The sequence below is a fragment of the Enterobacter sp. JBIWA003 genome, assembly GCF_019968825.1.
GTDB classification, from domain to species: domain Bacteria; phylum Pseudomonadota; class Gammaproteobacteria; order Enterobacterales; family Enterobacteriaceae; genus Enterobacter; species Enterobacter quasiroggenkampii.
The window spans coordinates 1,909,273-1,924,175 of record NZ_CP074170.1 but is presented as its reverse complement, the minus strand read 5'-3'; the positions used below and the strand labels follow the sequence as shown (position 1 = coordinate 1,924,175).

13 protein-coding genes are annotated in these 14,903 nt (G+C 55.2%); 10 read left to right on the top strand and 3 right to left on the bottom strand.

The window, feature by feature from the left end; genetic code table 11:
• The first annotated feature begins 2 nt into the window (after positions 1 to 2).
• From hflD to KGP25_RS09110, 5 genes are all read left to right on the top strand, one after another.
• Positions 3 to 632, top strand: a complete 630-nt coding sequence (gene hflD / locus KGP25_RS09130; RefSeq protein ID WP_008500756.1) for a high frequency lysogenization protein HflD — start codon at positions 3 to 5, stop codon at positions 630 to 632.
• A 19-nt stretch (positions 633 to 651) separates the two neighbouring features.
• Positions 652 to 2,022, top strand: a complete 1,371-nt coding sequence (gene purB / locus KGP25_RS09125; RefSeq protein WP_045910223.1) for an adenylosuccinate lyase — start codon at positions 652 to 654, stop codon at positions 2,020 to 2,022.
• A gap of 122 nt (positions 2,023 to 2,144) precedes the next feature.
• Positions 2,145 to 2,816 carry a two-component system response regulator PhoP gene (gene phoP, locus KGP25_RS09120; protein ID WP_024908594.1) on the top strand — a complete coding sequence of 224 codons (672 nt, stop codon included), beginning with the start codon at positions 2,145 to 2,147 and terminating at the stop codon, positions 2,814 to 2,816.
• Complete coding sequence (gene phoQ, locus KGP25_RS09115) at positions 2,817 to 4,280, top strand: two-component system sensor histidine kinase PhoQ (RefSeq protein ID WP_045417076.1); 1,464 nt, start codon at positions 2,817 to 2,819, stop codon at positions 4,278 to 4,280.
• Between the two features lie 91 nt (positions 4,281 to 4,371).
• On the top strand, positions 4,372 to 5,493 hold the full coding sequence (locus KGP25_RS09110; protein WP_021241031.1) for a cupin domain-containing protein: 1,122 nt from the start codon (positions 4,372 to 4,374) through the stop codon (positions 5,491 to 5,493).
• A gap of 87 nt (positions 5,494 to 5,580) precedes the next feature.
• Here KGP25_RS09110 and KGP25_RS09105 read toward each other — a convergent pair whose 3' ends face one another.
• Together KGP25_RS09105 and pepT are read right to left on the bottom strand one after the other, a co-directional pair.
• Entirely contained in the window at positions 5,581 to 6,072 is a 492-nt protein-coding gene (locus KGP25_RS09105) for a transposase (RefSeq protein ID WP_223540290.1), read from the bottom strand.
• Positions 6,073 to 6,168: 96 nt separating this feature from the next.
• Positions 6,169 to 7,392: a peptidase T gene (gene pepT / locus KGP25_RS09100; protein WP_044596805.1), complete on the bottom strand. Its 1,224-nt coding sequence runs from the start codon at positions 7,390 to 7,392 to the stop codon at positions 6,169 to 6,171.
• A 237-nt stretch (positions 7,393 to 7,629) separates the two neighbouring features.
• Between pepT and potA the strand changes: the two genes are divergently transcribed.
• The 4 genes from potA to potD are packed head-to-tail and all read left to right on the top strand — an operon-like array spanning position 7,630 to position 11,432.
• The gene (gene potA / locus KGP25_RS09095; protein ID WP_167213168.1) at positions 7,630 to 8,772 is read left to right on the top strand and encodes a spermidine/putrescine ABC transporter ATP-binding protein PotA; all 1,143 of its coding nucleotides are present in this window, start codon (positions 7,630 to 7,632) and stop codon (positions 8,770 to 8,772) included.
• Positions 8,756 to 9,613 (top strand): spermidine/putrescine ABC transporter permease PotB, encoded by an 858-nt coding sequence (gene potB / locus KGP25_RS09090; protein WP_223540289.1) that lies wholly within the window; start codon positions 8,756 to 8,758, stop codon positions 9,611 to 9,613. Before potA ends, potB begins: the two co-directional genes overlap by 17 nt.
• Entirely contained in the window at positions 9,610 to 10,401 is a 792-nt protein-coding gene (gene potC, locus KGP25_RS09085) for a spermidine/putrescine ABC transporter permease PotC (RefSeq protein ID WP_008500765.1), read from the top strand. The genes potB and potC overlap by 4 nt, the downstream gene beginning before the upstream one ends.
• On the top strand, positions 10,398 to 11,432 hold the full coding sequence (gene potD / locus KGP25_RS09080; protein ID WP_045910216.1) for a spermidine/putrescine ABC transporter substrate-binding protein PotD: 1,035 nt from the start codon (positions 10,398 to 10,400) through the stop codon (positions 11,430 to 11,432). Before potC ends, potD begins: the two co-directional genes overlap by 4 nt.
• Positions 11,433 to 11,479: 47 nt before the next feature.
• On the opposite strand, the gene KGP25_RS09075 is transcribed toward potD, so the two are convergent.
• On the bottom strand, positions 11,480 to 12,709 hold the full coding sequence (locus KGP25_RS09075) for an HDOD domain-containing protein (RefSeq protein WP_045910215.1): 1,230 nt from the start codon (positions 12,707 to 12,709) through the stop codon (positions 11,480 to 11,482).
• Positions 12,710 to 12,946: 237 nt separating this feature from the next.
• On the opposite strand from KGP25_RS09075, the gene KGP25_RS09070 reads away from it, so the two are divergent.
• Positions 12,947 to 14,878 (top strand): methyl-accepting chemotaxis protein, encoded by a 1,932-nt coding sequence (locus KGP25_RS09070; protein ID WP_223540288.1) that lies wholly within the window; start codon positions 12,947 to 12,949, stop codon positions 14,876 to 14,878.
• Positions 14,879 to 14,903 lie beyond the last annotated feature (25 nt).

Genomic DNA, 14,903 nt, shown 5'->3' with positions numbered 1-14,903 from the left:
GTGTGGCGAAGAACTACTATGACATCACCCTGGCGCTGGCGGGAATTTGCCAGTCAGCCCGTCTGGTGCAACAGCTGGCGCATCAGGGTCATTGCGACGCTGACGCCCTGCACGTTTCACTCAACAGCGTTATCGACCTCAACCCCGGTTCAACCCTGGGCGTGTTCGGTGGCAGTGAAACCAATCTTCGTCTCGGTCTTGAAACCCTGCTTGGCGTGCTTAACGCCAGCAGCCGTCAGGGGTTAAACGCAGAGCTGACCCGCTACACGTTGAGCCTGATGGTGCTGGAGCGTAAGCTGAGCGCAGCAAAAGGCGCGCTTAATACCCTGGGCGATCGCATTGCCGGGCTACAGCGTCAGCTCGATCATTTTGACCTGCAGTCCGACACACTGCTGAGCGCCATGGCCGGCATTTATGTTGACGTCATCAGCCCGCTGGGACCGCGTATACAGGTCACCGGCTCCCCTGCCGTGCTGCAAAGTCCGCAGGTACAGGCAAAAGTGCGCGCGTCCCTGCTGGCTGGGATCCGCGCTGCCGTGCTGTGGCACCAGGTTGGCGGTGGCCGCCTGCAGCTAATGTTTTCTCGTAATCGCCTGACCACTCAGGCAAAACAAATTCTTGCTCATTGTTAACCTCCCGGAGTTGCGAATTATGGAATTATCCTCACTGACCGCCGTATCCCCTGTCGATGGACGCTACGGCGATAAAGTCAGCGCGCTGCGCGGGATCTTCAGCGAATATGGTTTGCTGAAGTTCCGTGTTCAGGTTGAAGTACGCTGGCTGCAAAAGCTGGCCGCCCAGGCAGCAATCAAGGAAGTTCCTGCTTTTGATGAAAAGGCAAACGATTACCTTGATAAAATCGTTGCCGACTTCAATGAAGAAGATGCCGCGCGCATTAAAACCATTGAGCGCACCACCAACCACGACGTGAAGGCGGTCGAGTACTTCCTGAAGGAGAAAGTGGAAAGCGTTCCTGCGCTGCACGCCGTGTCTGAGTTCATCCACTTCGCCTGTACGTCTGAAGACATCAACAACCTGTCGCACGCCCTGATGCTTTCTACCGCGCGCAAAGAGGTGGTGCTGCCTTACTGGCGTAAAATCATCGACGCGGTGAAAGCGCTGTCCGTGGAATACCGCGACATTCCGCTGCTCTCCCGTACCCACGGCCAGCCAGCCACCCCATCCACGATGGGTAAAGAGATGGCGAACGTCGCGTACCGTATGGAGCGCCAGTATCGTCAGCTGGAACAGGTTGAAATTCTGGGCAAAATCAACGGCGCGGTCGGTAACTATAACGCCCACATCGCCGCGTATCCGGAAGTGGACTGGCACCAGTTCAGCGAAGAGTTCGTGACCTCTCTGGGCATTCAGTGGAACCCGTACACTACCCAGATTGAGCCGCACGACTATATCGCCGAACTGTTTGACTGCATCGCGCGCTTCAACACCATCCTGATCGACTTCGATCGTGACGTGTGGGGCTACATCGCCCTGAACCACTTCAAACAGAAAACCATCGCGGGTGAAATTGGCTCTTCCACCATGCCGCACAAAGTGAACCCGATCGACTTCGAAAACTCCGAAGGCAACCTGGGTCTGGCGAATGCCGTGCTGCAGCATATGGCAAGCAAACTGCCGGTATCCCGCTGGCAGCGCGACCTGACCGACTCCACCGTGCTGCGTAACCTGGGCGTGGGCATCGGCTACGCGCTGATTGCGTACCAGTCCACACTGAAAGGCGTGAGCAAGCTGGAAGTGAACCGCGATCGTCTGCTGGACGAACTGGATCACAACTGGGAAGTGCTGGCGGAGCCAATTCAGACCGTGATGCGTCGTTATGGCATCGAAAAACCGTACGAAAAACTGAAAGAGCTGACTCGCGGCAAACGCGTTGATGCCGAGGGTATGAAGCAGTTTATCGACGGCCTGGCGCTGCCGGAAGAAGAGAAAACCCGCCTGAAGGCGATGACTCCGGCGAATTACATTGGCCGCGCCATCACCATGGTTGACGAGCTGAAGTAATCTCCTCTCCCCCTTTCCGCCCGGAAAGGGGGTTGCTTTTCCCCGGTTTACTCAATGTTTATCCCCACAGCAACATAATCAGCGTTAAACTATTCATACTATTTATTCTGGGAGAAAAGATGATGCGCGTACTGGTTGTTGAGGATAACGCATTGCTACGTCATCACCTGAAGGTTCAGCTTCAGGAGATGGGACATCAGGTGGACGATGCTGAAGATGCAAAAGAAGCCGATTATTATCTCAATGAACACCTGCCGGATATCGCCATTGTCGATTTAGGGTTGCCTGATGAAGACGGTCTGTCGTTGATTCGTCGCTGGCGCAGCCACGATGTTTCTCTGCCGGTTCTGGTGCTGACCGCCCGTGAAGGCTGGCAGGATAAGGTCGAAGTGCTGAGCGCGGGTGCAGATGATTACGTCACCAAGCCATTCCATATTGAAGAGGTGGCGGCCCGCATGCAGGCGCTGCTTCGTCGCAACAGCGGGCTGGCGTCTCAGGTTATCTCCATCCCGCCTTTCCAGGTCGATCTCTCCCGCCGGGAATTATCCATCAATGATGAAGTGATCAAGCTCACCGCCTTCGAATACACCATCATGGAGACGCTGATCCGCAACAACGGTAAGGTCGTGAGCAAAGACTCCTTGATGCTCCAGCTCTATCCTGATGCTGAACTGCGTGAGAGCCATACCATTGACGTGCTGATGGGACGTTTACGTAAGAAAATTCAGGCGCAATATCCACAGGATGTGATTACCACCGTCCGTGGCCAGGGCTACCTGTTCGAATTACGCTAAATGAGACGGATCTTGCGCCATATTTTGCCCCTCTCGCTGCGGGTGCGCTTTTTACTGGCAACGGCAGCCGTCGTGCTGGTGCTGTCGCTCTCCTACGGCATGGTCGCCCTGGTGGGCTACAGCGTCAGCTTTGATAAAACCACCTTTCGCCTGCTGCGTGGCGAAAGCAATCTGTTTTATACCCTGGCGAAGTGGGAAGACAATAAAATCACCGTCGAAATGCCGGAAAACCTCAATCAGCAGAGTCCCACGCTGGCCCTGATTTATGACGAAAAGGGGAAGCTACTGTGGGCACAGCGGGACATTCCGTGGCTGGTCAAAAGCATTCGTCCGGACTGGCTTAAAACCAACGGGTTTCATGAAATTGAAGCCGATCTCAACACCACCAGCTCGCTGATCCGTGAAGATCGCTCCCTGCAGCAAAAGCTGAACGAGATCCGCGCCGACGATGCCGAAACGGAGATGACGCACTCCGTCGCAATTAACCTCTATCCGGCGACGCTAAACATGCCGCAGTTGACCATCGTGGTGATCGACACCATTCCGGTCGAGCTAAAGCGTTCTTATATGGTCTGGAGCTGGTTCATCTACGTTCTGGCGGCAAATCTGCTGCTGGTGATCCCGCTGCTGTGGGTGGCGGCATGGTGGAGCTTGCGCCCCATTGAATCACTGGCGAAAGAGGTTCGCGAGCTGGAAGAACATCATCGCGAAAAGCTTAATCCGGAAACCACCCGCGAGCTCACCAGCCTGGTGCGAAACCTTAACCGCCTGTTGAAAAGTGAACGCGAACGCTATGATAAATACCGTACGACGCTTACCGACCTGACCCACAGCCTGAAAACCCCGCTCGCGGTCATGCAAAGCACCCTGCGTTCCATGCGCAGTTCGAAGCTGAGCGTTGACGATGCCGAGCCGGTGATGCTGGAGCAGATCAGCCGTATTTCCCAGCAAATTGGCTATTACCTCCACCGCGCCAGCATGCGTTCCGGCAGCGCCCTGCTGAGCCGCGAGCTGCATCCGGTCGCCCCGCTTCTGGATAACCTCACGTCTGCCCTCAACAAGGTGTATCAGCGTAAAGGGGTGAACATCAGCCTTGATATCTCGCCAGAGATAAGCTTTGTGGGTGAAAAAAATGACTTCATGGAAGTGATGGGTAACCTGCTGGATAACGCCTGCAAATACTGTCTGGAGTTCGTGGAAGTGTCGGCGCGGCAGACGGATAACGAACTGCATATCATCGTTGAGGATGATGGCCCGGGGATCCCGCGCAATAAACGTGATGTGGTGTTCGATCGCGGTCAACGCGCCGATACGCTACGTCCTGGCCAGGGCGTTGGATTAGCCGTCGCGCGTGAGATTGTCGATCAGTACGACGGGAAAATCGAAACCAGTGAAAGTTTGCTGGGCGGCGCGCGAATGGAGGTCATTTTTGGTCGCCAACAGCCCACATCGAACGATAGTTAACCCGTTATGTGAAAATTGCGAGGATCTCGCAGCCGGGGGGCTGAGCTTCCGTTATAATCCGAGTCAGTAAGAGCCTGCGGAATAAAAAAATATGGATTATCACTTAACGCTTAACTGGCCCGAGTTTATTGAACGTTACTGGCAAAAACGCCCGGTCGTTCTGAAACGCGGGTTCAGCAATTTTGTCGACCCCATCTCGCCTGACGAGCTGGCCGGTCTGGCCATGGAAAACGAAGTCGACAGCCGTCTGGTCAGCCACCAGGACGGGAAATGGCAGGTTAGCCACGGTCCTTTCGAAAGCTACGATCACCTTGGTGAAAACAACTGGTCGCTGCTGGTGCAGGCGGTCAACCACTGGCACGAGCCAACGGCCGCCTTAATGCGTCCGTTCCGCGCCCTGCCCGACTGGCGCATGGACGATCTGATGATCTCCTTCTCCGTTCCTGGCGGTGGCGTCGGTCCGCATCTGGACCAGTACGACGTGTTTATTATTCAGGGTACGGGCCGCCGCCGCTGGCGCGTGGGCGAAAAAGTCCCCATGAAGCAGCACTGCCCGCATCCGGACCTGCTTCAGGTTGACCCGTTTGACGGGATTATCGACGAAGAGCTGGAGCCGGGTGACATTCTCTACATTCCACCGGGATTCCCGCACGAAGGTTACTCCCTGGAGAATTCCCTCAACTACTCCGTCGGGTTCCGCGCGCCAAGCGGCCGCGAGATGATCAGCGGATTTGCCGACTATGTTCTGCAGCGCGAGCTGGGCAGCTATCGTTACAGCGACCCTGATGTGCCTGCACGCGAGCATCCGGCCGATATCCTGCCCGCAGAGCTGGATAAGCTGCGCGGCATGATGCTGGATCTGATTAACGAGCCGGAGCACTTCAAACAGTGGTTTGGCGAGTTTATCAGCCAGTCCCGCCACGAGCTGGACGTTGCACCACCGGAGCCGCCTTATCAAGCTGACGAGATTTATGATGCACTTCAGCAGGGCGACAAGCTGACGCGCCTGGGCGGACTACGCGTGCTGCGTATTGGTGAGGACGTGTTCGTCAACGGCGAGAAGCTGGACTCTCCACACCGTCCGGCGCTGGAAGCGATTGCCAGCCATCTGGTGCTGACTGCCGATACCTTTGGCGATGCGCTGGAAGACCCATCCTTCCTCGCGATGCTGGCCGCACTGGTCAACAGCGGGTACTGGTTCTTTGAGGACTGAGTCGTGATATTTGCCGGGTGGCGGCTTCGCCTTACCCGGCCTACATTCGGATCGTAGGCCCGGTAAGCGTAGCGCCACCGGGCGTTTTTATCGCCGCTCACCCGCCGCAAAATCCTCGATCTCGCCGGCCCAATCCACCGGATACAATCCCTCCTGCACGTCCCGATGAAACGTTGAAAACGGCCAGTCGCTGACTTTACCCACAAAGCCGTGCTTCAGCGGATTGACGTAAATGTAATCCACATGCCGCCGGTAGTCCTCTTCGTTGCGGATAGTGTGTTCCCAGAATCGTGGTTGCCAGATATGACGCATGTCGACGTTGCGGCTGAACGTCTTTTTGATATCCCGCCAGCGAGCAGAAAAATCACTGTCTCCTTCCGGTAGGGTCCAGATACAGTGCATGTGTTCAGGCAGAATAACCCACGCGTTGATGGTGAAGGGCTTCGCACGCTTAACCGTTGAGACGGCGGAACGCAGGCTATCGATATGACGGGTAAGCAAATCGCTCTGACGATTTTGCAGGTTGACGGTGAAGAACCAGGTTCCACCGGGGACGTAATGGCGGCGATAGTTTGACATGGGCACTCCTTGCCTCAATGCCGGGTGGCGGCTTCGCCTTACCCAGCCTACATTCGGATCGTAGGCCCGGTAAGCGAAGCGCCACCGGGCGTTTTTTTAGCGTTTAGCGGTCAACTCCGCGATCCGCACAATCACCTGCACCGCCTTTTCCATTCCTTCAAGCGTCACAAACTCATGTTTGCCATGGTAGTTATAGCCACCGGTAAACAGATTCGGGCACGGTAGCCCCATGAATGACAGCTGAGAACCATCGGTGCCGCCGCGAATCGGCTTCAGCTGCGGTTCAATATCGCAGTCGCGCATCGCCTGCTGGGCGATATCGAGAATATGCGGATGCGCCATCACCTTCTCGCGCATATTGTAATAGCTGTCTTCGATGATGAGCTCGATATAGCAGTCAGGATGCAGGCCCTTGCCCACCTTCTTGGCGATCTCCATCATCTTACGCTTGCGCGCCTCAAAGGCTTTACGGTCGAAATCGCGGATGATGTAGTGCATCTGCGCGCTGTCCACGGTGCCTTTGATGCTGGTCAGGTGATAGAACCCTTCATACCCTTCGGTCTGTTCGGGGCTCTCTTCCGCCGGGACTTCCGCATGAATTCGCGACGCCAGCGACAGCGCGTTCACCATGACGCCTTTCGCCGAACCGGGGTGAACGTTGTTGCCGACAATTTTGATCGTCACCGAGGCAGCGTTGAAGTTTTCATACTCCAGCTCACCGACGCCGCCACCGTCAACGGTATAGGCCCACTGCGCGTTAAAGGCGTCCACGTCGAAGTGCTTCGCGCCCTTGCCGACCTCTTCATCCGGCGTAAAGGCCACGCGGATATCGCCGTGCGGGATATCTTTGCCCTTCAACACCGCCAGCGCCGTCATGATCTCCGCGATCCCCGCTTTATCATCCGCCCCCAGTAGCGTTTTTCCGTCGGTGGTGATCAGCGTCTGGCCCAGCAGCTGGTGCAGCACCGGGAACATGACGGGCGAGAGCACTTCGTCGCCTATGCCCAGCGCAATGTCGCCGCCGCGGTAGTTTTCAACAATCTGCGGGTTCACATGTTTACCGCTAAAATCCGGAGAGGTGTCGACATGGGAGATAAAGCCAATCGCCGGAATGTCACCCGGGACATTCGCCGGCAGCGTTCCCATCACAGTGCCTTTCTCGCTTAACGTGACGTTGACCAGCCCCATGGCGTCAAGCTGCTCTTTAAGCAGGTTTAATAACTTCCACTGGCCTTCGGTGCTCGGCACCTGGCGAACACCCGGTTTAGATTGGGTATCCAGCGAAACGTACTGTAAAAAACGCTCAAGTAATTTATCCATGCAGTCACCCTCACTTTTTGTGACAACATTATCAATAAGCATCAAAACGCAAATATTGCGTCAGGTCACTTTTATCCCGCAAACGAGAATATTTTCCGTTTATATCGTTATGCGTTAGTAAATGTAGCTTATGAATCAGTGACAAGGATTGGCGATTGCAGGGGATTGCCGTAGAATGTCCGCCCTCATTACGAGTCACCAAGGTGGTTACACACAAACCCCGCTTCAGTCTGCTGCCTGAGGCGTCTATATGGGACAGCGCAAAAATTGAATACACAAACCCGTTCACCGCTGGTGAAACTGGAACGAATTCGTAAAAGTTTTGATGGCAAGGACGTCATTTCCGACCTCACTCTCACCATCAATGACGGTGAGTTTCTGACGCTGCTTGGCCCCTCCGGCTGCGGCAAAACAACCGTACTGCGCCTTATCGCCGGGCTGGAAAGCGTCGATAACGGCCATATCCATCTTGAAAACCAGGACATCACCCAGGTTCCCGCCGAAGACCGCCACGTCAATACTGTCTTTCAGAGCTATGCCCTCTTCCCGCACATGACCGTGTTTGAAAACGTGGCGTTTGGCCTGCGGATGCAAAAAACCCCGGCGAATGAAATCGAACCGCGCGTCACCGAAGCCCTGCGCATGGTGCAGCTTGAGACGTTCGCCCAGCGAAAACCGCATCAGCTTTCCGGCGGCCAGCAGCAGCGCGTGGCCATCGCCCGCGCCGTAGTCAACAAGCCGCGTCTGCTCCTGCTGGATGAATCCCTCTCCGCGCTGGACTACAAGCTGCGCAAGCAGATGCAGAACGAACTCAAGGCTCTGCAGCGCAAGCTCGGCATTACCTTTGTCTTCGTCACCCACGACCAGGAAGAGGCCCTGACCATGTCCGACCGCATCGTGGTGATGCGTGACGGTAAAATCGAGCAGGACGGCACGCCGCGTGAAATCTACGAAGAGCCGAAGAACCTGTTTGTCGCCAGCTTCATTGGTGAAATCAATATCTTTGACGCCACGGTGATCGAACGTCTGGACGACCAGCGCGTCCGGGCCCGCGTCGAAGGACGGGAGTGCGCCATCACGGTGAATTTCCCCGTCGAAAAGGGACAAAAGCTCAACGTTCTGCTGCGCCCGGAAGATCTGCGCGTCGATGAAATCCACGGCAATGCCGAGGCCGAAGGGTTAATCGGCTATATCCGCGAGCGCAACTACAAAGGGATGACGCTGGAGTCTGTCGTCGAGCTGGAGAACGGCAAAATGGTGATGGTCAGCGAGTTCTTTAACGAGGACGACCCTGACTTCGACCACTCTCTCGACCAGAAAATGGTTATCAACTGGGTAGAAAGCTGGGAGGTTGTACTGGCTGATGAAGAACACAAGTAAGTTCCAGAATGTGGTGATTGCCACGATCGTCGGTTGGCTTGTGTTGTTTGTCTTTCTACCCAACCTGATGATTATCGCCACCAGCTTCCTGACCCGCGATGATACCCATTTCGTTTCGCTTGTCTTTACGCTGGACAACTACGCGCGCCTGCTCGATCCGCTCTATTTTGACGTGCTGCTGCACTCGCTGAATATGGCGCTGATTGCCACGATTGCCTGTCTGGTGCTGGGATATCCCTTCGCGTGGTTCCTCGCGGGCCTGCCGCAAAAGGTGCGGCCCTTGCTGCTGTTTTTACTGATTGTGCCGTTCTGGACCAACTCGCTGATTCGCATCTACGGGCTGAAAATCTTCCTCAGCACCAAAGGCTACCTCAATGAATTTCTGCTGTGGCTAGGAGTGATCGATACGCCGATCCGCATCATGTTCACCCCGAGCGCGGTGATTATCGGTCTGGTCTATATCCTGCTGCCGTTTATGGTGATGCCGCTCTACTCCAGCATTGAGAAGCTGGATAAACCGCTGCTGGAAGCGGCAAAAGATCTGGGTGCCAACAGGTTCCAGACCTTTATCCACATTATCATCCCGCTGACCATGCCCGGCATTATCGCGGGCTGTCTGCTGGTGATGCTCCCGGCGATGGGCTTGTTCTACGTTTCTGACCTGATGGGCGGGGCGAAAAACCTGCTGATTGGGAATGTGATCAAGAGCCAGTTCCTCAACATCCGCGACTGGCCGTTCGGGTCCGCCACCAGCATTACGCTGACGGTGGTGATGGGTCTGATGCTGCTGGTCTACTGGCGTGCCTCACGGCTGCTGAACAAGAAGGTGGAACTCGAATGATCGGTCGACTGCTTCGCGGCGGTTTTATGACCGCCATTTACGCTTACCTGTATATCCCGATCATTATTTTGATCGTGAACTCGTTTAACAGCTCGCGCTTTGGGATTAACTGGCAGGGCTTTACCACCGACTGGTACAGCCTGCTGATGAACAATGACAGCCTGCTGCAGGCCGCTCAGCACTCGCTGACGATGGCGATCTTCTCCGCCACCTTCGCCACGCTGATTGGCTCCCTGACCGCCGTGGCGCTCTATCGCTATCGCTTTCGCGGTAAGCCGTTTGTCAGCGGCATGCTGTTTGTGGTGATGATGTCGCCGGACATCGTGATGGCGATTTCGCTGCTGGTGCTGTTTATGCTGCTGGGCGTTCAGCTTGGCTTCTGGTCGCTGCTGTTTTCCCATATCACCTTCTGCCTGCCGTTTGTGGTGGTGACCGTCTTTGCGCGCCTGAAAGGGTTCGACGTGCGCATGCTGGAGGCGGCGAAAGATCTGGGCGCCAGCGAGATGACCATCCTGCGCAAAATCATCCTGCCGCTGGCGATGCCCGCCGTGGCGGCAGGATGGCTGCTGAGCTTTACCCTGTCGATGGATGACGTGGTGGTCTCCTCCTTCGTGACCGGGCCGAGCTATGAAATTCTGCCGTTGAAAATCTATTCGATGGTGAAAGTCGGCGTTTCACCTGAGGTGAACGCGCTGGCGACCATTCTGCTGGTGTTTTCGCTGGTTCTGGTGATCGCCAGCCAGGTTATTGCTCGTGATAAAACAAAATCTCAGGGGACAATGAAATGAAAAAAATGCTCGCCGCTGCGGCGCTGGTGCTTGGCATGGGTGCCGCGCACGCTGATGACAGCAAAACGCTCTACTTCTACAACTGGACCGAGTATGTGCCGCCGGGACTGCTGGAACAGTTCACCAAAGAGACGGGCATCAAGGTGATCTACTCGACCTACGAGTCGAATGAAACCATGTATGCCAAGCTCAAAACCTACAAAGACGGCGCATACGATCTGGTGGTTCCTTCCACCTACTTTGTCGACAAAATGCGCAAAGAGGGCATGATCCAGAAGATCGATAAAACGAAGCTAACCCATTTTTCAAACCTCGATCCGGAGATGCTCAACAAGCCGTTTGACCCGAATAACGACTACTCCATTCCGTATATCTGGGGGGCAACCGCGATTGGCGTTAACAGCGAGGCCGTCGATCCGAAATCGGTGACAAGCTGGGCCGACCTGTGGAAACCGGAGTACAAAGGCAGCCTGTTATTGACCGACGACGCGCGTGAAGTGTTCCAGATCGCGCTGCGCAAGCTGGGCTACTCGGGCAATACGACGGATCCAAAAGAGATAGAAGCGGCGTATACCGAGTTGAAAAAGCTGATGCCTAACGTGGCGGCATTCAACTCCGATAACCCGGCAAACCCGTATATGGAAGGTGAAGTGAACCTGGGGATGGTGTGGAACGGCTCCGCGTATGTCGCCCGCCAGGCCGGTACGCCGCTTGAGGTTGTCTGGCCAAAAGAGGGTGGAATTTTCTGGATGGACAGTCTTTCAATCCCGGCCAACGCGAAAAACGTGGACGGGGCGCATAAGCTGATTGACTTCCTGTTGCGCCCTGACGTGGCGAAACAGGTTGCCGAGACGATTGGCTACCCGACGCCCAACCTGGCCGCACGCAAGCTGCTGAAGCCAGACGTGGCTAACGATAAGTCGCTCTACCCGGACGCCGAAACCATCAGCAAAGGTGAATGGCAGAACGATGTCGGCGACGCCAGCCGCCTCTACGAAGAGTATTACCAGAAGTTAAAAGCGGGCCGCTAACCGGTATCGCGTTCTTCCTCACGCCGCCTGCGAGGCGTGAGGGGGAATTAACTGACCGCATTCTCTCCTGCCCAGATCGTCGCCTTTCGCATCGCCTCCACCACCTCCTCATCAGACAGACCCAGCGCCTGACGAACCCGGGTTGCCTCGTCCCAGCGCTGCTGTTCATAATAACGACAGAGGTTGATCATGTCGGCTAACTGCCCCTCCTGATGGCACAGCGCGTTGCTCACGCTCTGCGGTACCGCAATTTGCTTCATCAACTCGGCCATCGGCAACTCAAGAAGGGTATCGAGCAAAGAAAACAGGCCGCACATGAACGCATTTTCAGCCAGAATCGGGTCTTTCATCGTCTCTGCAATCAGTTCGCAGAACTTGCCGCGCATCATGCTTAGCGGGTAAAGCTCGCTGACGGTGTCATTACCCGCACTGGCGAGGACCACGACGGCAACAAACCGTCGGAGCTGATTTTCGCCAAGATACCTGAGCACCTCGCTCAGGGTTAACTTGCTGAAATTACAGGCGCCGACATGTTTAAACGCCGTATGCTTCATATAGCGCATGATTTTATAAGAGAGCGTCAGATCCGTTTTTATCAACGACTCGATGATTCGAAAATCAGGTTTATTGCGTCCGACCTCCATTTGCAGCCGGAAAATCGCCAGCTGATTTTGCGACAGCCGTTTATATTTAATGACCTCCGGGCGGCAGAAAAAATAGCCCTGAAACAGCGAGAACCCCTCGTCCCTGTATTGGTTGAATTCCTCTTTAGTCTCAACTTTTTCAGCGAGATATTTAATATGACCGGTCAGATGTTTACGTGCTTTCAGATACGCTTTAATTTGCGCTAAAGTATAATTTCTGACGTCGAATTTCAGGATCGAAATATAGGGTAAAAAAGCATCCCATTCTGGCGCAAGGGTGAAATCATCAAGCGCAAACTGGTAGCCATGCGCATTCATCTCCCTGACAGCCTGCAGCAGTTCGGCCCCCGGCACAGCATCTTCAAGGATCTCAATCACCACGCTCTCTTTATCAAGCGCTTCGCCACTGCGGTCAATGACCATCCTTGAAGGGAAATTAATAAACGACGTATGTGCCCCGGCGATGCGCTGGGACGGCACACATAAAAACTGATCGGATATCATTCTGGACGTAGCATATTCCGCCGACACATCCGGAAAACGATTTGTCATCCCGTCTCTGAAAAGCAGCTCATAGGCCACGGTATTCATCTCTGGGTTAAAAATGGGTTGTCGCGCGATAAATCCGTACATATCCCATCCTCCTCTACCACTTAATATTTATTAGCATCCTCTTTCTACACGATGATAACGAGCATTATCGAGCGCTATTTTGATTGAATGCACAAAATAAAAGCATCCACACTAATTAACGGGATTTAATATTCTGGAATTTAAATTAAATATATCCGGCGCTCTACAGAAAGAGAACGAAATATCCGATAAGTACTGTGTGCCTGCCCGACATGCACGACATTACGGGAGATGAGAATGAAAGACGCCATGGTCCGAAAACAAAAAATAAGAGTCAAGACGTTGATGCTATTGTCCATTTTCCTCACCGTGACGGTGGGCTTTACGGCAACGATCGGGTTTATGATGTGGCAGTGGATGGCTCAGCAAGAAGTGCTGGCCAAAAAACATATCCGCCAGATAGCCGAGGTACAGGCTTTACAGGTCAGCAAACAGCTGGATTCCGCCCTGACTGCCGCCCGGGATATGGGCAACAGCGCTCTGGCGCTGCGTGAGGCGGGCGTATCCGATCGCCAGAGCCTGAACCAGCTGCTCATCCACTACCTCTCGGCTCACCCATCGTTTCTCTCCATGTCGATGGCCTTTGAGCCCAACGCGTTTGACGATAAAGATGCCGCCTTTGCCGGTCAGAGCGGTGAAGATCCTGCCGGGCGCTACGCCCGCTACGTCGACCGCGATGCCACCGGCAAACCGGCGTTGCACCTGCTGACGGACATCGAAACGCCCGGCAGCGGTGATTATTATCTGCTGCCGAAACAGCGGCATAAAGATGTGATCATCGAACCCTATATTTACCCCTACAACGGCGTGGACGTGATGCTCACCTCGATTGCCGCCCCCATCATGCGTGACGGTCAGTTTCTGGGCTCGGTTACCTCTGACTTCTCGCTCGCCACGCTGCAGTCCACGATCGGCGCAATTAAACCGTGGAACGGCACAGGCTACGCCCTCCTCCTGTCTGCAGGCAATAACGTGGTGTCCAGCCCGGACAAACGGGCTGCAGGCAAGCCTTACGCGGGTCAGATTGCCGGTCATGACGTCACCCGAGTAAACGATCCGCTGCTGAAGGAAGAGGTGTTTATCACCTGGCAGGACATCGCCGTCGGCAACAGCCAGACGCCGTGGAAACTGGCTATTATCACCCCGGTCAGCGAAGTGATGGCCGAAGCGCGCGCATTTTTACTGAAAGCCATCGTCCTGATGGTGTTAAGCATCGTTGCGGTCAGCCTGGTGATGGCCCAGATCTTTACCCGCAAGGTTGACCGTCCGGTGGGGGGAGAACCTTCCGAGGCCGCCGGTATTGCCTTGGCCGTCGCCCGGGGAGATCTGAACAACACCATCCCGGTGCGTTCCGGGGATACCCACAGCATTTTTTATGCTCTGCACACCATGCAGACGCAGCTCAAGCGCATCGTCGGCAACATCAGCGAAGCCAGCCATTCGGTGCACGGCGGGACCAGCGAAATTTCGGCGGGCAACCTTGACCTCGCCTCGCGTACCGAAGAACAGGCGGCGGCGATTGTTGAAACGGCTGCCAGCATGGAAGAGATTTCGGTCACGGTGAAGAATAACGCCGACAACGCCCACAAGGCCACCACGCTGACCGATCGCGCCGCGAGTCTCGCCGGGCATGGCGAAACGCTGGTAAACGACGTGGTAATGGTGATCGGGGAGATTTACGAGAGCGCACGTAAGATCGGTGAGATTAACAGCATCGTCGACGGCATCGCCTTCCAGACCAATATTCTGGCGCTGAATGCGGCCGTTGAAGCGGCGCGCGCAGGCGAACAGGGACGCGGTTTCGCAGTTGTCGCAGGTGAAGTGCGCAATCTTGCCCAGCGAAGCGCTAACGCGGCTAAAGAAATTTCCCAGCTGATTGCCGAGTCCTCAGGCCGCGTCAGCAAAGGCGTTGAGCTGGTCAATGAGACCGGCGTAATGATGAAACAGGTGATTGAGGCGGTGTCGCACGTGCATCTGGTCATCAACGACATTGTTCAGGCGCTGGACGAACAGAATCGGGGGATTAGCCAGGTCAGTACCGCCGTTAACCAGATGGACAGCACCACCCAGCAGAATGCTTCACTGGTTCAGCAGATCTCAGCGGCGGCGCTCTCGCTGGACGAGCAGGCTAAATCGCTGGAGAAGACGCTGGCGTTCTTTCATTCTTAAATAAAAAGGCACCCGTCCAGCGGGT